20 protein-coding genes are annotated in these 25,932 nt (G+C 64.4%); 9 read left to right on the plus strand and 11 right to left on the minus strand.

Annotation, left to right across the window (positions count from 1 at the left end):
• Positions 1–78: 78 nt before the first annotated feature.
• Together ASF32_RS19385 and ASF32_RS19390 are read left to right on the plus strand one after the other, a co-directional pair.
• Positions 79–1,476, plus strand: coding sequence for an RsmB/NOP family class I SAM-dependent RNA methyltransferase (locus tag ASF32_RS19385; protein ID WP_056432160.1), 1,398 nt, complete (start codon positions 79–81; stop codon positions 1,474–1,476).
• 8 nt (positions 1,477–1,484) lie between these two features.
• Positions 1,485–2,627: a hypothetical protein gene (locus ASF32_RS19390; RefSeq protein WP_056432163.1), complete on the plus strand. Its 1,143-nt coding sequence runs from the start codon at positions 1,485–1,487 to the stop codon at positions 2,625–2,627.
• A gap of 28 nt (positions 2,628–2,655) precedes the next feature.
• On the opposite strand, the gene ASF32_RS19395 is transcribed toward ASF32_RS19390, so the two are convergent.
• Positions 2,656–3,183 (minus strand): hypothetical protein, encoded by a 528-nt coding sequence (locus tag ASF32_RS19395; protein WP_244477883.1) that lies wholly within the window; start codon positions 3,181–3,183, stop codon positions 2,656–2,658.
• 413 nt (positions 3,184–3,596) lie between these two features.
• Here ASF32_RS19395 and ASF32_RS19400 point away from each other — a divergent pair, with 413 nt between their 5' ends.
• The 3 genes from ASF32_RS19400 to ASF32_RS19410 all read left to right on the plus strand — a co-directional run bounded on the left by ASF32_RS19400 (position 3,597) and on the right by ASF32_RS19410 (position 8,481).
• Positions 3,597–5,381 carry a heparinase II/III family protein gene (locus ASF32_RS19400; RefSeq protein WP_056432169.1) on the plus strand — a complete coding sequence of 595 codons (1,785 nt, stop codon included), beginning with the start codon at positions 3,597–3,599 and terminating at the stop codon, positions 5,379–5,381.
• 73 nt (positions 5,382–5,454) lie between these two features.
• A complete protein-coding gene (gene purH / locus ASF32_RS19405) occupies positions 5,455–7,053 on the plus strand; it encodes a bifunctional phosphoribosylaminoimidazolecarboxamide formyltransferase/IMP cyclohydrolase (protein WP_056432172.1) in 1,599 nt (532 codons plus the stop codon).
• 57 nt (positions 7,054–7,110) lie between these two features.
• Positions 7,111–8,481, plus strand: a complete 1,371-nt coding sequence (locus ASF32_RS19410; RefSeq protein ID WP_056432174.1) for a DUF2252 domain-containing protein — start codon at positions 7,111–7,113, stop codon at positions 8,479–8,481.
• Positions 8,482–8,698: 217 nt separating this feature from the next.
• On the opposite strand, the gene ASF32_RS19415 is transcribed toward ASF32_RS19410, so the two are convergent.
• The 5 genes from ASF32_RS19415 to ASF32_RS19440 form a co-directional block, all read right to left on the minus strand.
• On the minus strand, positions 8,699–10,438 hold the full coding sequence (locus tag ASF32_RS19415; protein WP_082469909.1) for an MFS transporter: 1,740 nt from the start codon (positions 10,436–10,438) through the stop codon (positions 8,699–8,701).
• A 385-nt stretch (positions 10,439–10,823) separates the two neighbouring features.
• Positions 10,824–12,518, minus strand: coding sequence for a cation acetate symporter (locus ASF32_RS19420; RefSeq protein WP_056432177.1), 1,695 nt, complete (start codon positions 12,516–12,518; stop codon positions 10,824–10,826).
• Positions 12,515–12,823, minus strand: a complete 309-nt coding sequence (locus tag ASF32_RS19425; RefSeq protein WP_056432180.1) for a DUF485 domain-containing protein — start codon at positions 12,821–12,823, stop codon at positions 12,515–12,517. Before ASF32_RS19425 ends, ASF32_RS19420 begins: the two co-directional genes overlap by 4 nt.
• A gap of 234 nt (positions 12,824–13,057) precedes the next feature.
• On the minus strand, positions 13,058–15,007 hold the full coding sequence (gene acs / locus ASF32_RS19430) for an acetate--CoA ligase (protein WP_056432182.1): 1,950 nt from the start codon (positions 15,005–15,007) through the stop codon (positions 13,058–13,060).
• Positions 15,008–15,784: 777 nt separating this feature from the next.
• Complete coding sequence (locus ASF32_RS19440) at positions 15,785–18,583, minus strand: ATP-binding protein (RefSeq protein ID WP_056432188.1); 2,799 nt, start codon at positions 18,581–18,583, stop codon at positions 15,785–15,787.
• Between the two features lie 328 nt (positions 18,584–18,911).
• Here ASF32_RS19440 and ASF32_RS19445 point away from each other — a divergent pair, with 328 nt between their 5' ends.
• From ASF32_RS19445 to ASF32_RS19455, 4 genes are all read left to right on the plus strand, one after another.
• Positions 18,912–19,400 (plus strand): phasin, encoded by a 489-nt coding sequence (locus ASF32_RS19445; protein ID WP_027172066.1) that lies wholly within the window; start codon positions 18,912–18,914, stop codon positions 19,398–19,400.
• A 269-nt stretch (positions 19,401–19,669) separates the two neighbouring features.
• Positions 19,670–19,930, plus strand: a complete 261-nt coding sequence (locus ASF32_RS19450; protein WP_056432191.1) for a DUF2798 domain-containing protein — start codon at positions 19,670–19,672, stop codon at positions 19,928–19,930.
• A gap of 237 nt (positions 19,931–20,167) precedes the next feature.
• Positions 20,168–20,335, plus strand: a complete 168-nt coding sequence (locus ASF32_RS26035) for a hypothetical protein (protein ID WP_187273350.1) — start codon at positions 20,168–20,170, stop codon at positions 20,333–20,335.
• A 141-nt stretch (positions 20,336–20,476) separates the two neighbouring features.
• Positions 20,477–20,806: a hypothetical protein gene (locus ASF32_RS19455; protein WP_156467902.1), complete on the plus strand. Its 330-nt coding sequence runs from the start codon at positions 20,477–20,479 to the stop codon at positions 20,804–20,806.
• 72 nt (positions 20,807–20,878) lie between these two features.
• Here the strand turns inward: ASF32_RS19455 and ASF32_RS19460 are convergent, their stop codons facing one another.
• The 5 genes from ASF32_RS19460 to ASF32_RS19480 all read right to left on the minus strand — a co-directional run bounded on the left by ASF32_RS19460 (position 20,879) and on the right by ASF32_RS19480 (position 25,627).
• Positions 20,879–21,532, minus strand: coding sequence for a L,D-transpeptidase (locus ASF32_RS19460; protein WP_056432195.1), 654 nt, complete (start codon positions 21,530–21,532; stop codon positions 20,879–20,881).
• A gap of 110 nt (positions 21,533–21,642) precedes the next feature.
• A complete protein-coding gene (locus ASF32_RS19465; protein WP_056432473.1) occupies positions 21,643–22,449 on the minus strand; it encodes a transglutaminase family protein in 807 nt (268 codons plus the stop codon).
• Positions 22,450–22,521: 72 nt separating this feature from the next.
• The gene (locus tag ASF32_RS19470; protein WP_056432476.1) at positions 22,522–23,442 is read right to left on the minus strand and encodes a transglutaminase family protein; all 921 of its coding nucleotides are present in this window, start codon (positions 23,440–23,442) and stop codon (positions 22,522–22,524) included.
• A gap of 216 nt (positions 23,443–23,658) precedes the next feature.
• Positions 23,659–24,180 carry a response regulator gene (locus ASF32_RS19475; protein ID WP_056432480.1) on the minus strand — a complete coding sequence of 174 codons (522 nt, stop codon included), beginning with the start codon at positions 24,178–24,180 and terminating at the stop codon, positions 23,659–23,661.
• A gap of 301 nt (positions 24,181–24,481) precedes the next feature.
• Positions 24,482–25,627 (minus strand): transglycosylase SLT domain-containing protein, encoded by a 1,146-nt coding sequence (locus ASF32_RS19480; RefSeq protein ID WP_056432198.1) that lies wholly within the window; start codon positions 25,625–25,627, stop codon positions 24,482–24,484.
• Positions 25,628–25,932 lie beyond the last annotated feature (305 nt).

Consider the following 25,932-nt stretch of genomic DNA (forward strand, 5'->3'; position numbering starts at 1 on the left):
TCTCAGTGGGCCGGATGGGAGGGCATCCGTTGGAACTGGCTTCGGGTAACCGAGCCTCGGACACGGAAAGTGGCATTCATGGCGACACGCCGCAACGCGGACGGGCCGACGACGACGATCGACCGCACCGTTCCGGGCCTCGCTGCCCGGCAGGTGGCGCATGCCGCCGTGGCCGATCTCCTCGTTCAGGGACGGGCTTTCGCGCTCGAAGACGCCCTCGCTCAGGCGGGTCGTGACGCAGGCCTCGATGCGGCCGATGCGTCCCTCGCCCGCGCCATTGCCACCGCCACCTTCCGCCGCCTCGGCTTCCTGCGGCGAATGCTTTCGGCTCGGATGAACCAGGGCCTGCCGCCGGATCAGCCACGTCTCGTGGCTCTCCTCGTGACCGGCGCCGTTCAGATCCTCGATCTCAACGTGCCGGACCATGCCGCCGTCGATCTTTCGGTTCGCCTCGCCAAGGGTGACCCCTACCTTCAGCACACGCCGGGCCTCGTGAACGCCATCCTGCGTCGGGTGATCCGCGAGCGGGACGCCATCGCCGCAGAGGCGTCCGATCCCCTGGCGCAAAATACGCCGGACTGGCTCGCCGCTCGCTGGAGCGCCGCCTACGGACCCGACACTGCCCGGGCCATCGCCTCGGCTCATCTCTCCGGCGCCGCGATCGACATCACGCCGCGTGGACCGGCCGCGGAATGGGCCGATCGCCTCGGCGGCGTCGCCCTTCCCACCGGCAGCATCCGCCTGCACGAGGTCCGTTCTGCGGTTTCGGAACTCCCCGGATATGCTGAGGGTGCGTGGTGGGTGCAGGACGCCGCCGCCGCCATCCCGGCGCGCCTGCTCGCAGTCGGGCCGGGGCAGCGCGTGGCCGATCTCTGCGCGGCACCGGGCGGCAAGACCGCTCAGCTCGCCGCCATGGGGGCGGAAGTGGTCGCCGTGGATCGTTCGGCCCAGCGCCTCGAGCGTCTGACGGAGAATCTCACGCGCCTCGGCCTCAAGGCCGAAATCCGCATCGGCGACGCTACTCAGTTGCCCGAGAGCGATGCCGATACGTTCGACGCCGTGCTTCTCGATGCGCCGTGCTCGGCGACCGGCACGATCCGGCGGCATCCGGACGTCGCCTGGACCAAGGCCGGTGGCGATATCGGACGCCTTGCCGGTCTGCAGCGCCGCCTGCTCGATCGCGCCGCCACCCTTGTGAAGCCGGGTGGGCGTCTCGTCTATTGCACCTGCTCGCTGGAACCCGAGGAAGGTGAGGGGCAGGTCGCAGCCTTCCTCGCACGCAATCCGGCTTTCGAGCGGCTTCCGATCCGCGTCGAGGAGATTGGCGGCCTCGAAGAACTCATCAATGGCGACGGCGATCTTCGGACGCTGCCCTCGCACCTCTCCGGCGAAACGGCCATTGGCGAGGAAGGGCCGCTTGCGGCGCGCGGCGGGATCGACGGGTTCTTCGCGAGCCGTCTGGTTCGGAAGGCGTAGGACGCACGGTGCGTGCCCCCCGCCATGCCATCGCCGGCCTGTTCGGGGGGCTTCTTCTCCTCGGCCAAGCTGGGGCCGACGAGATCGACCGCCGAATCCTGCCGGTTGCGCCGACCTATACCCGCAATGCGACCTGCGCCTCGGTCTCGGCGACGATTCCTTTCGAGATTCATACAGGGACCCAGGATGTAGGCATCTCGCCCTCGCCGAAGGACCTGCCGCTGAACCAGGGTGAGAGCGCAATCTGCTTTGCCTATGCCACGGCGGACATGATTTCGCACCGCGTCGGCAGGCCGGTCTCTCCCTTGGATGTGGCGACGAAATTCTATTTCGCCGACCCAGTTAGGCTGGAGACGATCTCGGACCCGCATCTCAAGCGCCATCTCCGTGCGCATCCGGCCTACCGGGCCGACATCGCCTGGAGTCGCAATACTGCCGAGGTCACCAAGGACGGTAACCCAGCCCTGGAACCGTATTTCGACAAGATCGAAGGCGGTGAGGAGGACTTGGCGGCGCTCCTCTACAACATCGGCGGGTATTGCGAGGACCGCGACCTGCCGTCCAATGATGGCTATCGCTACGTGATGCCGACATTGCGTTCGCTGCGCTACCGGACGAAGCTTCACCCGGCGCGGCAGAGCTTTCGCGCGGTGGCTGCAACTGCTTCCCACTTGCGTGGGCGGTGGGCTGATTCATTCAACGCAGCATGGATCGCCCATGTGGAGGCCGTCTGCCGTCGTGTGCCGCTACCTGTGCCGCTTCTGCCGGTCTCCTACCGTGTGGCGGCGAGCCAGGCCGATTTCGCGGACATGCTCGAGTCCGGCCGTCATCCGAGCAAGCAAAAACTCGACCGAATCCTGGCCATGGTCGATTACGCACTCGACCACGGCCGTGTGCCGACAGTGGGGTATAGCTGGTACCTTCTCGAAGACCGCGATCCGAAGGACCCGGACCTGTTCGCCGATCATGCGAGCCCGGTCATCGGCCGCCGCAAGGCAGAGGGCACCTGCCAGTATAGAATCCAGGACAATACCGGTGAATATTGCGGTCGCATGCGCGACGGCATCCGTGAACGTTGCGACAACGGACGCATCTGGGTCACGGAAAGCGAGCTTAGGAAGACCTTGTACAGCGTGACCTATCTGAGATAGGCGTCTAAAAACAGTATCGGTGTCGGCCTTACGGTGTAATGATTCGCATGGAGACGGTCTGCACTTGCGCATCGCTGTTTTGATCGCTGGCAGGTGCGGTCTTCTTCAGCCGCGCCATGAACTTGCGCACCTCGTCGGGCGGCAATGCACCCATCGGTGCGATCATCATGGACAGGAGTGCCTTGGTCTTGCGATCGACCGAGGCGGAACGGCTCACCGGCTCGAAATCCCGCACCGTGTGAGTCTTGTCCTCGTTGCCGGTAAAGACACGCGCACCGTCCTTCAGCACGACAATGTCGCCCGGACGTAGGGTCGGATCCTTTAGCAGGGCGTTCATCGGTCCAGAAGACATGGAGATCGGCGTCTGGCGCTCGGCGATATGAAGCTGCAGCGGCTCGCTCTTGGGCAGGGCGGCATAACGGATCTTCGGACGGGGGCGGCTGACTTCGCGCCGGATCGACGGAAGCCGGCGCTCAAATTGGGGCACGGGGACGGCTTGCTGCTGCTCGACAGCAGGACGGGCGGGAGAGAACAGCGCCTCGAAAAGTCCGCCCAAGCCACGGTCTTGAGCGTTTTGCGCCATCGCTGCGCTAGATGTGCACAATAACGCTGCTGCCGATATCAAGAGGCCGGCACGCTTGGCGACTGGGATGACAGTCATGGACACACTGCCATTGCTGGAGGCTACAGGGGAGAAGCTCGCTGGACGCTGTGTATAACCTGTGCAGCATTCAACCGTTCCAGCCGAGTTTGCCAAAAAATACAGTTCGACGATTCAGCTTGGTGCCACGCCTCGCCCCAGTGGATGGCTCCGGCTCGAAGGCAAAAACCCGTGCGCAGATCGGCCTATGCATCGTGGGCAGTGTCGGCATCCTTAATCGTTGGTTAATACGCACGGCTTAGCTTTCGTGATGGGCGACATCTGGCGCGAGGGCCCAATCGGGTCTGGGCGCTGGAGGAAAGGTGTGCGTGGGTTGGGGGGCTGATCGCTGGCGGTTCTATCGGCTCGTCGGGCGGGAGATCGTCCGCTCGGCGCGGGGTGTGTCCGCACGCCTAACGGCGAGTCCAGACCTGCTCGCGCGGGCGCGCGTCAGCGCCCTGGTCATCGCCCCGCACGATCTGCGCACCAGCGACGCCACCTTTGCCGACGACATCTATGCCGGCCTCTTCGTCTTCGCGGGACGCTCTCTTTCCGTGAGCGGTCGGTCACCGTTCGACTATGCGCCGCCGTCACCGGAATGGGCGGATGCGTTCTACGGATTCGGATGGCTGCGCCATCTGCGCGCCGCCGATACGGCCCTGGCTCGAGCCAATGCCCGAGCCTTCGTGGCGGATTTCATCGCTGGCCGTGGCGATGAGACTCTGGCCGCGCCCGTCCCCGTTGCCGCGCGGCGGTTGATCTCCTTCCTCTGTCAGTCGCCGCTGGTTCTGGAAGGCGCGGACCATGCCTTCTACCAGGCGTTCCTCAAGGCCGTCGGGCGCGGCGCAAGGGACCTCGAACGCTCCCTGCGCCGTGGCCTGCCGCCGCAATCGCGGCTCTTGGCGGTGGTGGCGCTATGTTATGCCGGCCTGTGCTGCGAGGGCATCCAGCCGATCCTGCGCCGGGCCACCCGCATCCTGTCTCGCGAACTCGATCGGCAGATCATGGCGGATGGCGGGCATCGCAGCCGCGATCCGCGCTTCGCCATGGAGCTCCTGCTCGATCTCCTGCCTCTGCGCCAAAGCTTCCTGAGCCGCAGCCTCGACCCGCCGGAGGCTCTGCTTCACGCGATCGACCGGATGCTCCCGTTGCTGCGGCTCCTGCGCCACGGCGATGCGTCCCTGAGCCATTTCAATGGCATGGGCGCAACGGCGGCGGACCATCTCGCCACCTTGCTGGTCTATGACGGGGCCCTGGCGCAGCCGCTGATGCATGCGCCGAATTCCGGCTACGAGCGGCTGGAAAGCGGCCGTGTCGTTTTGGTCGCTGATGTGGGAGCGCCGCCGCCGCTGCGCTTCTCGATGAATGCGGGGGCCGGTTGTCTCTCCTTCGAGATGTCGAGCGGCCCCCAGCGGGTGGTCATCAATTGCGGGCTTCCGGCGAGCGGCCCGGAATTGCGTCGCCTCGCCCGCAGCACCGCCGCCCATTCCACGGCGACGATAGGGGATTCGTCCTCCTGCCGATTCCTCGGTGCCAGCGAAGGACTGGGCAGTCGCTGGGCCTCGGACTGGCTCATCAAGCGGATCGGTCCCGTGCTCGTGCGCGGCCCGCGCGCCGTCAAATCCGAGCGGACGAGCGATGGCGGAACGTTGATCCTGGCCGGACGCCATGACGGCTATGCCGCCGAGTTCGGGATCGTCCATGAGCGCCGCTGGCGCCTCCTGCCCGACGGGGCGGGGCTAGAAGGCGAGGATGCCTTCGTTCCGGTGGCCCATAAGGGCAACCGGATCCGGCTACGTCCGCCCGAGGCGGCAATCCGCTTCCATCTGCATCCCGCCATCGCGGCCAATGCGGCGGTCGGCGGTGGGGTCGATCTCGCCTCGCCCCTCGGGGAGGTCTGGCGGTTCGAGGCCGAGGGCGCTGCGGTAGCGCTGGAGGAGAGCGTCTATTTCGCGGGTCTCACCGGCGCGCGCCGAACCGACCAGATCGTCCTGTATGTCACGGCCGGGGAGGGCGCCCAGGTGCGATGGCGCTTCCTGCACATCGCACAGGCGCCGGGGCGGGGCGAACCCGTCGTGCGTGACGCTTCCATGGCCGATGACGCGGCGCGGTAGCCGATAGGGCGTCACATGTGGTACCCGCGCCTTTGAGGGGCAGGATCTGCCCTGTGCCGGACGGTTCTCGACGATGTCGCATGATCAGGCGCGGGTTGCCCGCGCACTTCTTTCCGTTTCCGACAAGACGGGTCTCGTGGATTTCGCCCGCGCGCTGTCCGAGCGTGGCGTGGCCCTGGTCTCCACCGGCGGCACCCATCGGGCGCTCACCGAGGCGGGGCTTCCTGTCACGGAGGTGGCCGAGATCACCGGTTTTCCCGAGATGATGGACGGACGGGTGAAGACTCTGCACCCGGCTGTGCATGGCGGCCTGCTCGCAGTGCGCGACGACCCTCAGCACCAGGCCGCACTTGCCGCACACGGCATCGGCGCCATCGATCTTCTCGTGGTCAATCTCTACCCGTTCGAGGCGACCATCGCGAAGCCTTGCGGCTATGACGATGCGGTGGAGAACATCGATGTCGGTGGGCCGGCCATGATTCGCGCCGCCGCGAAGAATCACGCCGACGTGGCTGTGGTGGTGGATGTGGCTGATTACGCTGCCATCCTCACCGAGCTCGAGTCCGGCAACGGTGCGCTCGGAGCGGCGACTCGAAAGCGCCTTGCCCAGAAGGCCTTTGCTCGCACCGCCTCCTACGATGCCGCGATTGCGTCCTGGCTTGCCGACCATGTGGAGATGGATGAGGCGCCTGCCTACCGCGCCTTCGGCGGCACGCTCGCCCAATCCCTGCGCTACGGCGAGAACCCGCACCAATCGGCTGCCTTCTACCGGACGCCCGGCCTCGTTCGGCCCGGCGTGGCCAGCGCCCGCCAGCTCCAGGGCAAGGAGCTGTCCTTCAACAACCTCAACGACACCGATGCGGCCTACGAATGTGTGGCCGAGTTCGATCCGGCCCGCGCCGCCGCGGTGGCGATCATCAAGCATGCCAACCCTTGCGGCGTCGCCGAAGGTCATACGCTGGCGGAGGCCTATGAGCGGGCTCTGGCCTGCGACCCGACCTCGGCCTTCGGCGGCATCGTTGCCCTCAACCGCACACTGGATGCCGAATCGGCTGCGCGCATCGTCGAGATCTTCACCGAGGTGATCATCGCGCCGGACGCCACCGAGGAGGCGATCGCCATCGTCGCGGCCAAGAAAAACCTGCGTCTCCTCCTCGCGGGCGCTCTTCCCGACCCGCGCGCCAAGGGCTTCGCCATGCGCAACCTCGCCGGCGGCATCCTCGTTCAGGGCCGCGACGCCGCGGTGGTCGACGACATGACGCTGAAGGTGGTGACGAAGCGCGAGCCCTCGGGCCAGGAATACGCGGACATGCGCTTCGCTTACCGCGTCGCCAAGCACGTCAAGTCGAATGCCATCGTCTACGCGCGCGACGGTGCTACGGTGGGGATCGGCGCCGGACAGATGTCGCGGGTCGATTCCTCGCGCATTGCCGCCTGGAAGGCGGCGGAGGGCGCCAAACGCATCGGTGCGACCGAGAGCCTAGCCAAGGGCTCTGTGGTTGCCTCGGACGCGTTCTTCCCCTTCGCCGATGGCCTGATCGCGGCGGCGGAAGCCGGCGCCACCGCGGTGATTCAGCCGGGCGGATCGATGCGTGACGCCGACGTAATCAAGGCCGCCGACGAAGCCGGTCTCGCCATGGTGTTTACAGGGCATCGTCACTTCCGGCACTGATGCCGCGCGGTGCGCGGCAAACGGCCTGCGCGCATCGCCTTGTCGAGGCTTTCTTCCATGACGAACATCTCTCCTTCCCCCGATCGCGCCCAGCGCCGAGCGGCCGGTAAGCGCTTGCGCGATGCGGTTCCCCGTGAATCCCATGCCGACTGGTATCCTGCCGAGAACCGCGATCCGCTCGCGGTTCTCCGGGCGAACGATTCGGGCAGGTTGCTCGAGCTGATCCCCCTGCGGCACGAGCGGATGCGGGCAAACCCATTTGCGTTCCTGCGTGGGGCTGCCGCTGTGATGGCCGCCGACCTCGCGGGCGTTCCGGTTCCGGGCATTCCCGTCCAGGCCTGCGGCGATTGCCACATCGGCAATTTCGGCGTGTATCGCAGCGCCGAGGGCCAGACCCTTTTCGACATCAACGATTTCGACGAGACGCTTTGGAACGTCGATTTCACGATCGATGTGAAGCGCCTCGCCGCCAGTGTCGCTGTCGCTGCCCTGCCTCAGGGCGAGCACCGGGCACATCGTGCGGCTCGGGCAAGCGTCCGGGCTTATCGCGAACATATGCGTGACCTGTCGCATCTCTCGCCGCTCGCCATCTGGCACAGTCGGATCGATCTCGATCACGAAATCGGTCGCCTCGGCGACGGAGATCTGTGCCGCCGCCTCCTGTCCGACGCGGCTTCCGAGACCGCCGACGGCCTCAGCCATGGCGATGCACCGGACCTCGATCCTGCGAGCTTCGGCGCCGATCCGTCTTTGTGGCGCATCGCCGACAAGGCCCCGACCGTCTTCCATGAAGGGCCGAACGGCCTGACCGACGCGGTGCAGGAAGCGGCCGCCGCGTTGCTCGCCTACCCGCAAAGCCTTCAGGCCGACCGGAACCTGCTGGCTCTGCGCTACATGCAGCGCGATGTCGCCTTCAAGGTGGTGGGGATCGGCTCAGTGGGCACGGTCTGCGCCGTGGGGTTGTATACCGACGCGGATGGCGCGCCGCTTTTCCTGCAGATCAAGGAAGCCCGGCCTTCGGTGCTGGCGCAGCTCGCCCTGAGCCCCTTCTTCCTCGCATCCGAAGGTCAGCGCGTCATCGACGGGCAGCGCATCATGCAGGCCGCGAGCGACATGTTCCTGGGCACCGCCTATTCCGATGCGAGTGGGCGCTCCTACTATGTCCGTCAGTTAAAGAATAAGAAGCTGTCGGCCGTCGCCGAAATTATGTCCGAGAGCGGTCCCAAGGCCTATGCCCAACTTTGCGGGACCACGCTCGCCCGTGCCCATGCCCGCTCAGGGGACGCAGCGATGATCGCCGGCTATCTCGGTAAGGGCGATGCCTTCGACGAGGCGGTGGCCGAATTCGCGATGCGCTATGCGTGGCAGACGATGGCGGACCACGATGCGCTGAAGCAGGCCTATCAGGAGCCCGCCGAGGCAGCGTGAAGGCAAAGGCCTCATGCAAGGTCTGACCGAACCCTGCGGCATAAGTCGAACCCGTCGACGACGTCGGAGATGACAGACGAAGAAGGCCCTGTCTCGCGACAGGGCCTTCTTCGTATCGTCGCCTAACAGGCATCGGGTCTTTAAGGCACCGACGCCGTTGAAGCACTTGCTCAAGCTGGACCGGGGCTGGCCCCGATCCAGCCCTTCGCTCCGAACGCTAGCGTGCCGGGCGGTCGTCCCAGGTGAAGATGTCCCTGTCCTTGGTCTCGGGGATGAACAGGGCACCGATGACGGCCGTCGCGAGGGCGATGACGATCGGGTACCAGAGGCCGAAATAAATGTCGCCGGTCTGGGCCACCATCGCGAAGGCGGTGGCCGGCAGAAGGCCGCCGAACCAGCCGTTGCCGATATGGTAGGGCAGCGACATCGAGGTGTAGCGGATACGCGTCGGGAAGAGCTCGACGAGAGCCGCCGCGATCGGGCCGTAGACCATCGTCACGTAGAGGACGAGGATCGTCAGGATACCGATGATCGTCAGCTTCTGGACCGAGAAGATGTCGATCATCTTAGCGAAGTTCGACAGGCCGTCCTTCGGTTCGATGGCGATCTTCACGATGCTCGGGTTGTTGGCGCCAGGGTAGCCGGCAGCAGTGAGGGCCGCGCCGATATCCTTGGCGAAGGCCGGATCGGCGGCGGCGAACTCCTTGCCGGCGACGGTGACGGTGGCCTTGGTGCCGGGAGCGACCGGCTCGGTGGTGTAGTTCACCGCGGACCGGGCGAGCAGCGCCTTGGCGATGTCGCAGGAATTGGTGAACTTGGCCGTTCCCACCGGATTGAACTGGAACGAGCAATCCGCCGGGTCGGCCTTCACCACCACCTGCGTGCTCTGCTGGGCCGCGTGCAGGGCCGGGTTGGCGGCCGCGGTCAGCGCCTTGAACAGCGGGAAGAAGGTCAGCGCCGCGATGACGCAACCGCCGAGGATGATCGGCTTACGGCCGATCTTGTCGGAGAGCGCGCCGAAGAACAGGAATCCGCCGGTGCCGAGGATGAGCGACCAGGCGATGAGCACGTTGGCCGTGAACTGATCGACCTTCAGGATCGTCTGAAGGAAGAACAGCGCGTAGAACTGGCCGGTGTACCAGACTACGGCCTGGCCGGCGGTGAGGCCGAGCAGGGCGAGGAGCGCCCACTTGGCGTTGCGCCACTGGCCGAACGCCTCGGAGAGCGGCGCCTTCGAGCCGGTGCCCTCGTCCTTCATCTTCTTGAAGGCCGGGCTCTCCTGCATCTGCAGACGGATCCAGACCGAGACGCCGAGCAGCACGATCGAGACCAGGAACGGAATGCGCCAGCCCCAGGCGGCGAAGGGCGTGATCGTCCCGGCCGAACCGTCAGCGAGGGTGGTGGCGACGGGCGCGTAGTTCGCGTTGACGTAGATCTGGGTGAACAGGATCACCATCAGCGACAGCAGCAGCCCGAGGGTCGCCGTTGTCTGGATGAAGGCGGTGTAGAAGCCGCGACGCCCGGGGGGAGCGTGCTCGGCCACGTACACCGCTGCGCCGCCATACTCACCACCGAGGGCGAGACCCTGGAGCATGCGCAGAGCCAGCAGCGCCACGGGCGCGACCCAACCGACGCCGTACTCGTTCATCGTGGCGTAGGAGGGCAGAAGGCCGACCACGAAGGTCGAGATGCCCATGATCAGGATGGTCACGAGGAAGGTGTACTTGCGGCCCACAAGGTCGCCGAGACGTCCGAACACCAGTGCGCCGAAGGGACGGACCAGAAAGCCCGCTGCGAAGGCCATCAGGGCGAAAATGTTGCGCGTGGCTTCCGGATAGGCCGAGAAGAACTGCGCGCCGATGATCGCAGCCAGCGATCCATAGAGATAGAAATCGTACCACTCGAACACGGTACCGAGCGAGGAGGCCAGAATGACCTTCTTCTCGCCGGCACTCATGGGCCGTGCGGCTTCCTTTGGTAATGGGACCGCTGACGTTGCAGACATGGGGGAATCCTCCAAAATTTTTTTACTTCCAGGCTTTTGCAGGCCTGGCTTTCAACACTTCAGAAACTTGGGTGCTGCGTCGGCGTTCGCAGTCGCTCAAGTCCTGGTGCGCATTGGTCTTGCCGCTCACGGAAACGAGAGCGATCGACGCTACCTCACGCCATGATTTCGCCCAAGAGTGAAAAAGCCGTACGGCCCAGGGATACTCACGTTTTTATGCAAACGTGTCACTTTGGTGCCGATTGGTAGGACCGCTGCCCGGTTGGATGCCATGAATGAGAAAGGGCGCGGCTTCCGCCGCGCCCTTTCACGCAATCGTAGTCTGGTCTTGGAACCGTCAGTGAGCGTGGGCGCCGTCGGCTCCGATCCCAGTCTCCGAGCGCACGAACTGCTGTTCGAACAATGCGCGCTCGCGCTTGGCCCTGGCAGTATTGTCGAGCTTCGACACGACGTAGATCGTGAGGAAGGCCAGCGGCATCGAGAACAGGGCCGGGTTGTCGTAGGGGAAGATCGCCACCGGATTACCGAAGGTCGTCACCCACACTGCCTTCGACAGGATCACCATTCCGACAGCCGCGAAAAGGCCGACGAATCCGCCAATCAGTGCGCCCCAGGTGGTCGTGCCCCGCCATAGGATCGACATGGTGAGGATGGGGAAGTTGCAGCTCGCCGCCACCGAGAAGGCGAGGCCGACCATGAAGGCGACGTTCTGGTTCTCGAAAACGTATCCGAGATAGATCGCCACGATACCGATGACGACCGCCGAGATCTTCGAGAGTCGCACTTCGGACGCTTCGTTGGTGCGTCCGCGGGCGATGACGCTGGCATAGAGATCGTGGCTGACCGCCGATGCACCGGCGAGCGTGAGCCCGGCCACGACAGCAAGAATGGTGGCGAAGGCGACTGCCGAGATGAAGCCGAGGAAGTACGGCCCGCCAACGGCGTTGGCGAGGTTCACAGCAACCATGTTGGTGCCGCCAAGCATCCCCTTCAGCTTGTCGAACGCACCCGCCGGATCGAGCTTGAAGTAGACCGGATCGGACATCAGCAGGGCGATGCCGCCGAAGCCGATGATGAAGGTCAGGATGTAGAAGTAACCGATCAGGCCGGTGGCGTAGAACACCGATTTGCGGGCGGCCTGAGCATCGGAAACGGTGAAAAAGCGCATCAGGATGTGTGGTAGGCCGGCGGTGCCGAACATCAGACCGACGCCTAGGGAGATCGCTTCGATCGGGTTCGAGACGAGGCCGCCCGGCGCCATGATGGCATCGCCCTTCGGATGGGTGGCGACGGCGGCCGAAAATAGGGCCTCGGGGTTGAAGCCGTATTTGTAGAGCACCGCACCGGCCATGAAGGTGGCACCCCCGAGGAGAAGGCAGGCCTTGATGACCTGGACCCAAGTGGTCGCCTTCATGCCGCCGAACGCCACGTAGACGATCATCAGCACGCCGACGATCACGACCGCATAGAGATATTCGAGGCCGAACAGCAGCTGGATCAGTTTCCCTGCGCCAACCATTTGGGCGATCAGGTAGAACGCCACCACCACGAGGGTGCCCACTGCCGAAATGATGCGGATCGAGGTCTGGTCGAGGCGAAAGGAGGCGACGTCGGCGAAGGTGAACTTGCCGAGGTTGCGCAGCCGCTCTGCAATGAGAAACAGCACGATCGGCCACCCCACGAGGAAGCCTGTGGAATAGATCAGACCATCGAAGCCGGACGTATAGACGAGGCCGGAGATGCCGAGGAATGAGGCTGCCGACATGTAGTCGCCGGCAATGGCCAGCGAGTTGGTGCCGGCCGAGATACCACCGCCGGCGGCGTAGAAGTCAGAGGCCGATTTGGTACCCTTGGCCGCCTTGTAGGTGATGCCGAGGGTGAAGAGCACGAAGAACGCGAACATACCGATGGCCGGCCAGTTCGTCTGGGCTTTCGTGACGGCGCCGAGATCCGGACCGGCGGCGTAGGCTGCGCCAGCGAGGATGACAGAGAGGGTGGTACCCAGGACGATGGGGTGGGCTGAGCGGATCATCGGCCGAGATCCCGCTTGAGGGCGGCAGTCAGTTCGTCGAAACGGCCGTTGGCACGCTGGACGTAAATGCCGGTGAGGATGAAGGCGAAGACAATCACGGCGACGCCGAGGACCAAGCCCAACGAGGTCGTGGCGCTCCCGACCTTCATGGCGAGCAGCGATTTGTCGAAGGCGATGAGGCCGATGAAGCCGAAATAGACGAGCAGCATCGCGATGGTCAGCGTCCAGCCGAAGCGGGTCCGCTCGTGGACGAGTTCCTTGAAACGCGGATTCTGCGCGATCCGCGCAGTCTCGATATCGGACATGGCGTAACTTTCCCTGAAGCTTCGGCCCTTCTGAACGGGGCCTCGGTCTTGGCGAATACTATGGCGATGGGAGGCGAGCGCGTGCGATGCCGCCGAACCTGTCTCGTGTCGCGAGGCGTGCCGGCGCAAGCGCCGCACGGTCACGATATCGTCAGGACAGGCGGGAGAGGCGGCTGAAAATGCGAGCGGCGCACCTCCTTCGAGATGCGCCGCTTCCTTGTGCGAGGCCCGCAATCAGGACGCGCGGTTCTGGCGGTTCTCGATCAGGTCGTCGACGACGGCGGGCTCGGCGAGGGTCGAGGTATCGCCGAGCGATGAGAACTCGTCCTCGGCGATCTTGCGGAGGATGCGGCGCATGATCTTGCCCGAGCGAGTCTTGGGCAGGCCGGGGGCGAACTGGATCAGGTCCGGCGAGGCGATGGGGCCGATATCCTTGCGGACCCAGGCCACCAGTTCCTTGCGCAGCTCGTCCGAACCGTCCTCGCCCTCCATCAGGGTGACGTAGGCGTAGATGCCCTGTCCCTTCATGGAGTGCGGGTAGCCGACGACGGCCGCTTCCGACACCTTCGGATGGGCGACGAGGGAGGATTCGACCTCCGCGGTGCCCATGCGGTGGCCCGAGACGTTGATGACGTCGTCGACGCGGCCGGTGATCCAGTAATAGCCGTCCGCATCCCGGCGGCAGCCGTCGCCGGTGAAGTAGAGGTTTGGATAGGTGGAGAAGTAGGTCTGCTCGAACCGCTCGTGGTCGCCATAGACCGTGCGCATCTGTCCGGGCCAGGAATCCGCGATGCAGAGGTTGCCCTCGCAGGCACCGTCGAGCGGCTTGCCCTCCGCATCGACGATGAGCGGCTGCACACCGAAGAACGGGCGCGTTGCTGAGCCGGGCTTCAGCTTGGTGGCACCGGGCAACGGCGTAATGAGGATGCCGCCGGTCTCGGTCTGCCACCAGGTATCGACGATGGGGCAGCGGCTGTCGCCGACCACCCGGTAGTACCAGTCCCAGGCTTCCGGGTTGATCGGCTCGCCGACCGAGCCGAGGACGCGCAAGCTTGCCCGCGAGGTCTTCTTCACCGGGCCTTCGCCGCCGCCCATGAGCGAGCGGATCGCCGTGGGCGCGGTGTAGAAGATGTTGACTTTGTGCTTGTCGACAACGTCCCAGAAGCGGGAGGTCGACGGATAGGTCGGGATGCCTTCGAACATCAGGGTCGTGGCGCCGTTGGCGAGCGGGCCATAGACGATGTAGCTGTGGCCTGTGACCCAGCCCACATCCGCCGTGCACCAGTAGACCTCGCCCTCGCGGTAATCGAAGACGTATTGATGCGTCATCGCGGCGTAGACGAGGTAGCCGCCGGTGGTATGCACCACACCCTTGGGCTGGCCCGTGGAGCCTGAGGTGTAGAGGATGAAGAGCGGGTGCTCTGCCTCCACGGCTTCGGCCGGGCACTCGTCGGTGACCATGGCGGCGGCCTCGTCGTAATAGACGTCGCGGCCGGGCTCCATGGCGACATTACTGCCCGTGCGACGCACAACGACGACGTGGTCCACGGCATCCTTACCGAGCCTCGCGATCGCGGCATCCACATTGGCCTTCAACGCGACCTTGCGGCCGCCGCGCAGACCCTCGTCGGCGGTGATGACGAGCTTCGAGGCACAGCCTTCGATACGGCCGGCCAGGGAATCTGGCGAGAAACCGCCGAACACGATGGAGTGGATCGCGCCGAGCCGGGCGCAGGCCAACATGGCGTATGCGGCCTCCGGGATCATCGGCAGGTAGAGCGTGACCCGGTCACCCTTACCGACACCGCGATTGCGCAGCACATTGGCCATGCGGCAGACTTCCGAATGAAGCTGCCGATAGGTGATGTGCTTGGATTCGTTGGGGTCGTCGCCTTCCCAAATGATCGCTACCTGGTCGCCGCGCGTCGCGAGGTGACGGTCGATGCAATTGTAGGCGACGTTGGTCTTGCCGTCCTCGAACCATTTGATCGAGACGTTGCCTGGAGCAAAGCTTGTATTCTTGACGGTCGAATAAGGCGTCGACCAATCGATCCGCTTGCCGTGTTCACCCCAAAATGCAGCCGGGTCATCGACCGAGGCTTTGTACATCGCCTGATACCCGGCGTCGTCTACATGCGCACCGTCGATCCAGGTCGCGCGGACGTCGACCACCTTCTCGTCCATGACGTTTTCCCTACTGGTGCCCGATCGTATCGCGAAAACCGCGCAGCCGGGACTTCCAACTCGTTCTTAGGCGCAGGAACAGTCCTATCGCAAGCGCGAAGGGGGCGGATGCACCTGCGTCCGCACCCCCAATTTGGGCAATACTCTCGATCCATGATCGGCCGGCTGTCAGTTGCAGCCGATACAGATTCCCTTGATCCCCGAACCTTCGGTCTCGCCCTTCTTGCGGGCCTCATCGGGGGGTAGCCGGGTGTCGGGCGCAGCTGCGGCGCCGGGCGGCTTGGTGACGCCGGTCGGAGCAATATTTCGGAACGAGCCCGCCGATTCCAGGTTCTGACCGGTCGTCTGCGACGGACCCGCCGTTTGGGCTAGGACGCTTGTCGCTCCGGATATGAGCAGGCCAGCGAAAAGAAGCCTGAGGGTTATGTGCATGGGGTTTCTCCAAGACCTACCTGGAGAACGGGTGGCGCTTGCCTGGGTTGCCGACCAGCAAGCGTTCGCACCCACGTGAGAATACCCGTTTCAGGGAGGCGAACCACCTGGCTCGGTACGCGGCGGCAGTGTCGGCTTGGCCCTTTGGGACTCGGCCACTATCGCATCGAGGCGAGATTGCTCGATATCGGTCAACCGACGCATGACGTGTCTCGTCATGACGCTCGTACCTAATCTGGCTCGCCGACGGTCGCCGCTAGGCGATCGCCCAAGGGCACGCGGCGTCGTGCCGGTCCACCATGCCTGATGCGTTTCCGCCAGACGAGCCTGGGCTCGCCACGCTGATCACGCCGTTCTGACCGCCGCCTGCGGTGGAAACAGCATTTCCACCAGGGTGCCTTCATCCTTCCGGCTCTCGATGCGGAAGCGGCCATGATTGGCCTCGACGAGCGCCTTCGTGAGCGGCAGACCGAGGCCGGTTCCGGTGCTTCGTCCGTCCGCACGTCCCCTGGCCGAGGCCGCCACGGCGATCTGACGGAACGGTTCGAGGGCGGTCTCTACCTCGTCGGGGGTCATCCCGATTCCAGTGTCGCGGACCCTGAGGGCGATCTCGCCACGATCCGCCATGGTGGTGGAGACGATGACCTGTCCGCCAGCCTCGGTGAAGGCGATGGCGTTGGCGATGATATTGAGCGCAGCCTGCCGTACCGAGCGCTCGTCCGCGACCAGCATCGGCAGGTCGTCGGAGAAACTCGTCCGTACGACGATTCGATCGCGCATCGCCTGCGGCTGCAGCATCGCGACGCAATGGGTGACGACGTCGTTGAGGGGGACCTCAACGAAGGTCAGGTCGAGGCGGCCGGCTTCGATCTTTGCAAGGTCGAGCAGGTCGTTGACGAGACTGAGGACGTGCGTTCCTGAAGCGTGGATGTCGCCCAGATAGTCGCGGTAGCGCTCGTGGCCAACCGGACCGAACGGTTCGGCTAGCATCATATCGGCGAAGCCGAGGATGCCGTTCATCGGCGTGCGGATCTCGTGGCTGATCCGGGCGAGGAAATCCGATTTGCGTGCGCTGGCATATTCCGCAGCCTGCCGTGCGTTCGACGTTTCCGCTTCGATACGTCTGGTGGCGCGAACGTCCCGCACGGTCATGACCATGCGGCCGTCGTCCCGACCGGCGAGGGGGGTCACCTTGATCAGCAGCGGAGACATGCCGGCGGCGGTGCGACCGATCACATCCGGGGTCGCTTGCGCGAGGACGGTTTGCCCCGAACCGGCTATGCCATGGACGCTGGCGAGCACTGCTACCGCGCTTTCCGCTGCGAACAGGCTGAGGATGGCGGCACCGACGACTTCGCGCGGGTCGAGGCCGAAGGTCGTTGCCGCGCTGCGGTTGAGCCCGATGATCCGCCCATTCCGGTCGAGGGTGATGACTCCGTCATCGAGGCTGTCGAGAACGGCCTGCGCATCGGCGGCTCGGGCTCCCGCGAAGGCGTCGGCGATCTGCAGGGCAACGCGCTCACGGCCAGGCTCACCGGCAACGGCGTCGCGGATGAGGAGAAGGTGAGCCGGTGCGCCGCGCCAATCGAGCTCGGAGGCCTGCATGTCGACGCTCAGGCGGTGCCCCGAGGCGGCGGTGAGGATGGCGGGTGTGCCGTTGATCTTCCGCTCGTGCGGGACGAGGCCGCCGAACAGCTTGCCGATGCCGCCCGATGCCGCCAGTTCGGCCAGATCGGCGAAGCCCGCCATCGCCAGCAGGTGGCTGTTGGCGAACAGGACGCTGTCGCCGCGATAGACCATCACGCCGCCGGGCACCCGCTCCAGCGTCGCGCTGACGGCGGCATTGGGGTCTTCCGATGCAGGCTCCGCGAACCGCGTCATCGCCGTGGGAAACGGAGTCACAGAACCGCCGGTGGCGCGCTCGTCGCCGGTCCTGGCCTCCGAAACCTCATCGTCGGGCGTGCTATCGCCTGCGAAGCGCGCGCCCAGGGCCCGCGCGATTTCGCGGAACGCTGCATGTTCGTTGCTGGACAAATGCGGGTCGTGCAACGGTGTCCAGGCGTCTTCGTCAGTCGTAGGGGGCTCTGTTCCGGTCGCAGACCGTTCGGTCGTTTCTTCCCCTGACGGCTCCACGTTGAGGAGGGCGAGGGAGGAATCTCCTTCCGCAGCAGCGGCCGGATCATCACCGATCGTCGCAAAAGCGGGTTCCGCCACGGGCAGAGCTGATGTTTCTTCGTTTCTCGCCGAGTCCGTTTTTCTCGCCGAGTCCATGGCGCTGAGCTCCATGGCCGTTGGCGTCACAGCCTCGGCAGTATCGGCAGATGCTCCATCATCGGGCTCCACCTCCGATACAGGCTGATCGCCAGGATGCAGGTCGGTGATGATGTCCGCATGTTCTGGGCCCACCGACCCACTCTCCGATGACGCGGTTGAAGACCGCACCATGGCGAAGCCGTTGAACCCGGTGAACTCGGCTGCCCCACGCTGGATCGGAGTGCCGGATATGTCGAGATCCATCGCGCCCGGCATGCCATCGGCCTGCAGCGTGACGGAAATTGCACGAAAGGTCCGGCGCTGGGCCAAGGCCTGCAGGAGCCCTTCCGCGTCGAGCAGCGTGCGCGTGTGTGATAGCGCAGCCCAGGTCCTTCCGATCAGTACGGGTTTGACTGCGGCGGCGGCGGGGCCGGAAATGTCCGTGAGCCTGTCCTCGGCGTCGCTTTTCCAGGTTACGCGCCCAGTCCGCACCGCGCGGCTGTCCAATGGTGCGGACGTGTCTTCGAAGGCGGAAGGACGCGGCTCAGGTGCTGCCGTCGGATCGGCCTGTGCGCGCTCCTGTTCGCCTGCGCCTTTCTGGGGCAAGGCTCGGTGGCCCGGCAGGCGATCGAGGACCGCCACGATCACGCAATTACGACCCGATGCATCCTTGGTCCGCAAAGCAAGGCAGGTCGTGGCCTGTCCGAGACGCCGCGTGTCGAATCGCAGCTTCATCAGCGATGGCCGATCCAGCGGCAGGGCGCGCGGACGAATTTGTTCGCCCATGCGAATCGCGTCGTCGATCCGGCCCGATTCGCCGTCGCTCAGAGACCGCGCAAGGCCATCCGCCGTCGAAGCCAGCAGGATTCGCTCCGCCGTACCGTCGAGCACAAGCCACACCGCGTCTGGGCCGCTCAGGCGAGCGCCAAACCGCGAATCACCGCTCCAGTGTCTAATAAGGTCGCCGAGGTCCGGTTCAGGGCCGGATATCGGTTCTTCAGCCCGTCTTTCGAACATTCGTACCCGTTTCGCGTGACACGTGAGTGATTCGCACCCTTTTTTAACCGCAACGCGCCGCGGATGTAGACACCAAGCGCCGCCGATGCGCGTTTACCTTTTGTCATCCTTAATGCCGTGATCGAGGGTGGCATAGAGCGGGCGCTGTGTTATTGTGCAGCGCACAACAAACGATCAACAAGCAAGTTCAGAGGAGACGGACATGAGCAACACCCCGAACTATGAAGTGCCCGCTGAAATGCGCGATTTCGCTGAGAAGAGCGTCGATCAGGCTCGTAAGGCCTTCGACTCATTCATCGGCGCCGCTCGTCGCACCGCCGACACGGTCCAGGGTTCGGCCGACACGGCCCGTACCAGTGCACATGACGTCTCCGCGCGCGGCTTCGAGTTCGCCGAGCAGAACGTGAATGCCGCCTTCGACCTCGCCCAGAAGCTCGTTCGCTCGCGCGACTTGCAGGAAGCCATGCAGCATCAGGCTGAGTTCGTCCGCAGCCAGTTCGCCGCAATCCAGGCCCAGGCCAAGGAGTTCGGTGGCTTGGCGCAGAGTGCAATGCAGCAAGGCGCCGAGAAGGCCAAGGCAGCGATGCAGGAGACGGCTGAGAACACCCGCAAGGCGATGGAGCAGGGCACCGAGGCGGCTCGCAAGGCCGGCGCCGATGCCGAGCAAGCCATTCGCAACGCCAATTCCTGATATTTTCGAAATGCGACGGATCTGATCCGTCCGATGATAGAGGCCCGCCCCGCCCTCACGGTGAGGCGGGCCTTATTGTTTTTCTGAAGATGGACGCGATGACCCGGCTCGATATTCGGCTATTGACGCTCCCGGCCAAGCTGCCCTAGTCAAGTTTCGCCGCGCCAAGCGCGTGCCGTAAGCGTCTGACGTCAAGCAACGCATTTTCCGATCCGTCTTCCGGTCGGTGTCAGCGCTGCCCCGGATTGCGGTACAGACGTCGGGTTTTCATGAACCGCCTGCAATCGTTCAGCCTCCGCGGATGCCTGCCGCCGAGCAGTCAGTGGCTCATCATGCCGCTGGTGCTCTCGCTGCTGATGACGCTCGTCGTCTCGGCGATCTCCACCTACAAGACCTTGGGGGCCGATGCGGCTTTCCTCGAGCATTGGCCGCCGGCCTGGGCTTTGTCCTGGGTCGTGGCGTTCCCGACGCTTCTCCTGGTCCTGCCCCTGGTCCGCCGGATCGTCGGGTTCCTGGTCAGGCCCGCCTGATGCGTGCCGTGCCCGTCCCGGATTTCGAATGTGCAGCTCGATGAGTCGCTCCCAACGATGATCCGAGCATAAGCAGCGAGGGCGGAGGCAGGTTCTCAGACGAGCCGGCACGGCATATGAAACTGCCGTATCGCTCCTGAGACCTTGTCCGGGACGGTGCGGCAGTCCTGCTCGACAGTCTCAAGTCACCAAAGCTTAGGATGTCCACGCAGCGGAGATCGGGGGGAACGGGGATCGATGACCATCAAGCCGGGTGATTACGTGGGGTCTGACGACAACGAGGCGACAATGACCGTCGTCGAGATCGTGGACGACAAGGCCCTGTGCCGCTGGTTCGTGGATGGCGACGTCGACGGCGACGAACTGGAAGCGTGGCTGCCGATCGCCTCCCTCACAGTTCTTTGAAAGGTCCTCATTCGCCGGTGCCGTAGTCCCGTCGGCGACGGCAGCGAACGAGGTGCGACACGGCGCTTGCACCGCGACGGCCGGTCTCCTAACCCTGGCGCCCCGCCCGGATTTCGGGCTCGTCGAAGAGGGCGAACCTTCATGCGACCTGCTTTTTTGCGCGCCGCCCAGCGTTTCGGCCTGTTGGCCCTCGCTCTGGCCGGTGTGCTATCCGCTGGCGCCGCCAGCGCCCAGTATGACGACGGCTACTACCGCCCCGCGCCCCGGCGCGACTATTACGAGGATCGCGGGCCCCCGCCCCGCCGGGCCGTCGGCTTGAACTGCGATGCTGTCCAGTCGGGAATCAGCGGCCTGCAGCCCTTTTCCTGCCCGCTGCCCGGACCTCGTCCCCTCGGGGCGCGCTGTTTCTGCGACATGCCGATCGCGTCCTTCAGTTCACCGCAGACTGCGGTGGGACGTGTCGTCCCGTAAGGGTCGAACCGGAAAGAAACAACGCCGCGCCATCCTGGGATGACGCGGCGTTGTTCTGCAGAGACGTGGAATTCAGTTGAGGACGACGACCTTGGCGCCTACTTTCACGCGCTCGTAAAGGTCGGTGACGTCGTCATTGGTCATCCGGATACAACCTGACGAAACTGCCTGACCGATCGTGTCGGGCTCGTTGGATCCGTGGATCCGGTACTCCGTATTGCCGATATACATGGCGCGGGCGCCCAGAGGGTTCTCCACACCACCCGCCATGTAGCGCGGCAGGTCGGGGCGGCGGGCGATCATTGCGGCCGGGGGCGTCCATGACGGCCATTCGCGCTTGGCGGTAACGGTCTTCGTGCCTGACCAAGTGAAGCCGGGACGACCGACGCCAACGCCGTAGCGGATAGCTTCACCGTTCGGCAGAACGAAGTAGAGACGCCGTTCGGCGGTCGAGACGACGATCGTGCCAGGCTTGTATGCGCCGCGGAAGGTTACGATCTCGCGCGGGATTGGTGAGACCTGGGCCTGCGGAGCTGCTTGCGCGCCCTGACCGACGGTGCCCTGATAGCCATAAGGGTCGTAGGAGGGCTGGCTGTACTCGGTCTCGGGATAGTAATCGTCGCCCCCCGTTCCGAACGGATCGTAGGAGGAGGCGGCGAGAGCGGGGGTGGAAGCGAGGATGCAAGCACCCATCATGCCTGCAAAAGCGGTCGCCAACGTCTTCATGGTCGGATGCCTTACCTGTGCGGTAACCTTTGCTATACAAGCGTAGGCGTAGGCGCGTGGTTCCACCCCCGGTCGCAGATTTCGCGTCTCGTTAACGTGAGCTTATGAATTTAGTACACCTCGTCCGTATGCACGTCGAAACGGGCAAGGTGCGAATAACCAAAGTTGGTGGTGATCGCGACATCAGTGGCATCGCGACCGCGCGCCATGACGATGCGGCCGATCCGTGGTGTATTGTGACGGGCGTCGAATGTGTACCAGCGCCCGTCCAGATACACTTCGAACCATGCCGAAAAATCCATCGGGTCCGGCACTGGCGGGATGCCGATATCGCCGAGATAACCGGTGCAGTAGCGCGCCGGGATGTTCATGCATCGGCAGAAAGCAACCGCCAGATGGGCGAAGTCGCGGCAGACGCCCTGGCGCTGCATGAAACCGTCCCAGGCCGTGCGCGTGGCATCGGCGAGCATGTAGTCGAACCGGATGCGGTCGTGAACGTAGTCGCAGATCGCCTGGACCCTCGACCAGCCAGGCATCGTCCCTCCGAAGAGGGACCAGGCCGTCTCAGACAGCTTGTCGGTGTCGCAATAGCGGCTACCGAGGAGATAGACGAGGACATCGCTCGGCAGGTTCTGTACGTCGATCTGTTGCGCATGCGGAGCGTATTCGTCCGGCAATCCGGAATCGTAAACGGTAAAATCGGCCGAGATGTCGAGACGGCCAACCGGAGTGACGATGCGCGTGCAGATGTTGTCGTAGACGTCCCGATATTCCTGGAAAGGTATCGGCGGGTTGAAGCTGATGACGTGTGGGGTCATCACATCCGGCATGCGTGATGGATGCACGCTCAGTTCAAGAATCATGGGCGTCGGCTGAACCGATTCGAAGGCGATGTCGAACCCAGTCCTGATCTTCATCGTATTGGCCCCATGTCTGAAAAAATATGATTTGAACCCAGCCGCCATCTGATGGCAGCGGAATGAACGTCATCAACGCACCACCATCGCATCGGGTGTACGCTGCTCAAGGGAACTGAGTTCGACTTCATCGACCTCGACGCTCACGGACATGCCGAGATCGTCCGCGGGAAACCCGAAGAAGGAGCCGTGCAACGGCACCGCCTGCCGCGGATCGCGGGCGACGGCGACGCGGATGAGGTCGCGATTGCCGACGATGCCGTTGGTGGGATCGAACTCGATCCAGCCCGCGCCGGGCAGGTAGACCTGAACCCAGGCATGGGTCGAGCCACCGCCCACATGGCGGTTGCGGTCACCGCGCGGATTGTAGAGGTAGCCGGAGACGAAGCGGGCGGCCATGCCAAGCGCGCGCACGGCCTCGATCATCAGTACCGCGAAATCGCGGCAGCTTCCGCGCTTGAGGCGCAGGGTTGTGACGGGGTCCTGAACGCCTTTCTCCGAGCGCGCGAGATAGGCGAAGTTGCGCCGGACATGGCGCGTCATCTCGGCCAGCAGATCCTGCGTGCCGATGCGACCCGCAGGCGGAACGAAGCTACGCGCCCAGGCATCGACCTCGTTCTTCGGATCGCGATGTTCCCGCTCGATGGAGCGGCTGAGATCCGGCATATCGTCGGCGCCGTAGCCGAAAGGGTAGTAGGCCGCATGCGGCGCGATCGGAAATTCCGGTGCGAGCTCGGGTGTGTGATCGAGGGTGATCGAGCATTCGAAGGTCAGGGTGGAGGCGCGACCCTGGAATGTCGCCACGGCGACGCAATTTCCGAACACGTCGTGCAACCACCGCAGAGACGACGGCTCGGGCGTGATCTTCAGCGTCGCGGCGATCAGGCGCTGGTCATAGCTGTCGCGCGGACGAAACATGATCCGGTGTTCGCCCAAGCCGACGGGCTGGCGGTACCGGTAGGTCGTAATGTGACGGACGGATAGGATCGGCACGTTCACAGGCTCCGCAGCACCGGTCGGTACCACTCTCTTGGATCGATGCAATGCAAGAGGTGCGCCCAACGTCATGGCGGCCCGTGATGTCGCCTTCACGGCACAGGAGTATTGGCCTGAATATCACCGCTGGGGCAATGCTCCTTGAGCTGGTTCGATAGCGATCGTCATCAAAGTGAAAGCGGCCCTGGCCGATTCATCCGCGGTGGGCAGAGTTCAGGGCACTGGCGGAGGAGGATTGCTGGTTGCGTGCTCGGCTTCCACCAACACATCCTGGGGGCGCCAGGGTTTGGGGATGAAGACCACCCTTTCCGGCAATGCGTCCGGTCGCGGAGCACGTCGGCCGGATGTGACCACCATCCTCGCCGTAGGCCACAGCATCGCGACGGCACGCGCCAGTTGCAGGCCGTCCATGACGCCCGACAGCTGGATATCGGCAAAGACCAGAGCGACATCACCGCCCCTGTCCCGCATCACGGCCAGAGCCTCTTCCGCCGTAGCGCAGCCGATAGCATCGAGCTCAGTCTCGTCCAGCAGGGCGACTGCCAAGCCTTGTGTCGATGCGTCATCCTCGACCACGAGGGCGAGGCGGCCGGATTTACGAATCGGCGCGGAGATAACGGGATCGGGCTCAGGCGTGGCTTCCGGCTGGTGGACCTGACGAACGAGGGCAGCCAAGTTCTCCGGAATGCCCTCGGCGATCAGGTCGTCATAGAAGGACGCGAGGGCTTCGCCGATTTGGTCGAGGGCGAGGCCAGGCGCGAGCGTATCGTTGCCTGCGCGCTTTTTCGGAACATCCTTGAAAGGAGTAGGCGAACGATTGTTCGACGGGCCTTTCGGATCGAGCACGTCATCCCTCCGGTTTTCGTCATCTGCATGGTGCCGCCGCGTGCGGCCCCAAGCTCAACGTAGGGACTCAGGCGTCAGTTGCTCCCATGGCGCAACAAGGGTTGGGCCGATGGCGAATCGATCCGGGAAATGCGATTGCTGGGGGGCAGGACCGACGGCGAGATCGGCGCATAAATGCGGTTAAGCGCGGTCACTCCACCGAGGCGTCGGCATAGGCCATGACGCCCGAGAGAGAGCGGACATCGCGGTAGCGAGCACCACGAGTGCTCATCATCGTCTCGAACTTCTCATGAACCTGGGCCACCGACAGGCTAGCTGCCTTGCGGCGACCGCGTTGGGCCGCAAAGAAGATGGAACGGTTGGCGCGCGCCGGGCCCGGCAGCATCTGGGCGGCCGCGGATGTCGGCTTGTCGACGACGGTAGCGAGGAACTCCTCGGCATCGTCGGGACCGAGGAAGTGGGCGAGGTACACTTCGCCCAGGGTCAGCTCGCGGCCGATACGCAGGGAGATTCGCGCCGCGTCGCGTTTCAGCATCTCACCTGCCATCAGTGCGGCGAGATAGGGGTCACGCCGCAATTCGAGGATGCGGGTCCGCTCGGCGGCATCTGCCACGCTCGGCTTGCCGTTATCGCCGGAGACCACGAGGGCCGCTTCCTGCGTCAGGCCGTATTTCGCTCCGAAGTCGCGCACAACACCGAGCCAGGTGCGCTCGATGAACTGAAATAGGCCGGTCGCCGAGGACGTCTTGGCCTGCACTTCGGTGATGAAGCTCGACTCTTTGTCGGCTACCGCCATCAGCAGGACGGGGTCGGTCTGTACGGCCTGCGCAGCGCGGACGATCTTCTGCACCAAGTGGCGGCGAATCTTCATCGGTCCGAATTCGAGGATATCGTTCGGGTCGCCGACAGCGCTTTCGGTCAACAGGTAATCGTAGGAGACACGATCGACGGCATTGGAGCCAATTTCGGTGTCGAGGTCGTGGACGGGGGCAAAGGCTGAGGATGACGTGAGTACGGTGGGTGGAGCTTCTAGAACTCCCGGGACCGCCGACTGAATTCTGGGCTTCGGCATCGACAGCTCGGTCATCGCCTGAGCCGATTGTACCACGGCGCCGAAGCCACTGGTGCCGGTGCCGTTGAGAACGACGGCGCTCAGGCCTCCCGCGACCAGCATCATGGCCAGAACGGAGCGGGTGAGGGCGGGGCGGCTCCCATGGTCGTGTCCGACACGATTCTTGAGCGTCAGCGCATCGGATGAAGTTGCCGCATCACCGCCAGCGCCGAAGCGGCGCGAGGGAGGGGTAACTCGTGATGATCCGACCTTCTGAACCCGCATCTGATCGACTCGTCTCCGTGTGGTGGCGCACATCGGCATTTACGAGGACAGTTGTGGCGACAAAACGGCTAGGCTCGTGATCATCCCGTGGCGTCGATGGCCACTTTGCGGCAGCTTAGCCATTACGAGCCTTTACCGTCCGCATGCGACAGGGTCGGACGGAAGACACCAGCAACCACCGGGCATTCACGACAACATTGCATCGGAACTGATCTAGCAAGAACGGCGCTGCCGTAATCGGGCGATACGCATCATTCTAGGCAGGCAAGGCCAAGCTGGGAGCTTTTAGAAACAGCTGCCAATTC

The organism is Methylobacterium sp. Leaf91, assembly GCF_001422815.1.
In the GTDB taxonomy this organism is placed as follows: domain Bacteria; phylum Pseudomonadota; class Alphaproteobacteria; order Rhizobiales; family Beijerinckiaceae; genus Methylobacterium.

Bases quoted from the DNA above. Each gene is read 5' to 3' on its own strand.
- ASF32_RS19385 (WP_056432160.1), top strand. From the start codon at position 79: ATGGCGACACGCCGCAACGCGGACGGGCCGACGACGACGATCGACCGC.
- purH (WP_056432172.1), top strand. From the start codon at position 5,455: ATGTCGCATGATCAGGCGCGGGTTGCCCGCGCACTTCTTTCCGTTTCC.
- ASF32_RS19410 (WP_056432174.1), top strand. From the start codon at position 7,111: ATGACGAACATCTCTCCTTCCCCCGATCGCGCCCAGCGCCGAGCGGCC.
- ASF32_RS19415 (WP_082469909.1), bottom strand. From the start codon at position 10,438: ATGAGTGCCGGCGAGAAGAAGGTCATTCTGGCCTCCTCGCTCGGTACC.
- ASF32_RS19420 (WP_056432177.1), bottom strand. From the start codon at position 12,518: ATGATCCGCTCAGCCCACCCCATCGTCCTGGGTACCACCCTCTCTGTC.
- ASF32_RS19425 (WP_056432180.1), bottom strand. From the start codon at position 12,823: ATGTCCGATATCGAGACTGCGCGGATCGCGCAGAATCCGCGTTTCAAG.
- acs (WP_056432182.1), bottom strand. From the start codon at position 15,007: ATGGACGAGAAGGTGGTCGACGTCCGCGCGACCTGGATCGACGGTGCG.
- ASF32_RS19445 (WP_027172066.1), top strand. From the start codon at position 18,912: ATGAGCAACACCCCGAACTATGAAGTGCCCGCTGAAATGCGCGATTTC.
- ASF32_RS19450 (WP_056432191.1), top strand. From the start codon at position 19,670: ATGAACCGCCTGCAATCGTTCAGCCTCCGCGGATGCCTGCCGCCGAGC.
- ASF32_RS26035 (WP_187273350.1), top strand. From the start codon at position 20,168: ATGACCATCAAGCCGGGTGATTACGTGGGGTCTGACGACAACGAGGCG.
- ASF32_RS19455 (WP_156467902.1), top strand. From the start codon at position 20,477: ATGCGACCTGCTTTTTTGCGCGCCGCCCAGCGTTTCGGCCTGTTGGCC.
- ASF32_RS19460 (WP_056432195.1), bottom strand. From the start codon at position 21,532: ATGAAGACGTTGGCGACCGCTTTTGCAGGCATGATGGGTGCTTGCATC.
- ASF32_RS19465 (WP_056432473.1), bottom strand. From the start codon at position 22,449: ATGAAGATCAGGACTGGGTTCGACATCGCCTTCGAATCGGTTCAGCCG.
- ASF32_RS19480 (WP_056432198.1), bottom strand. From the start codon at position 25,627: ATGCGGGTTCAGAAGGTCGGATCATCACGAGTTACCCCTCCCTCGCGC.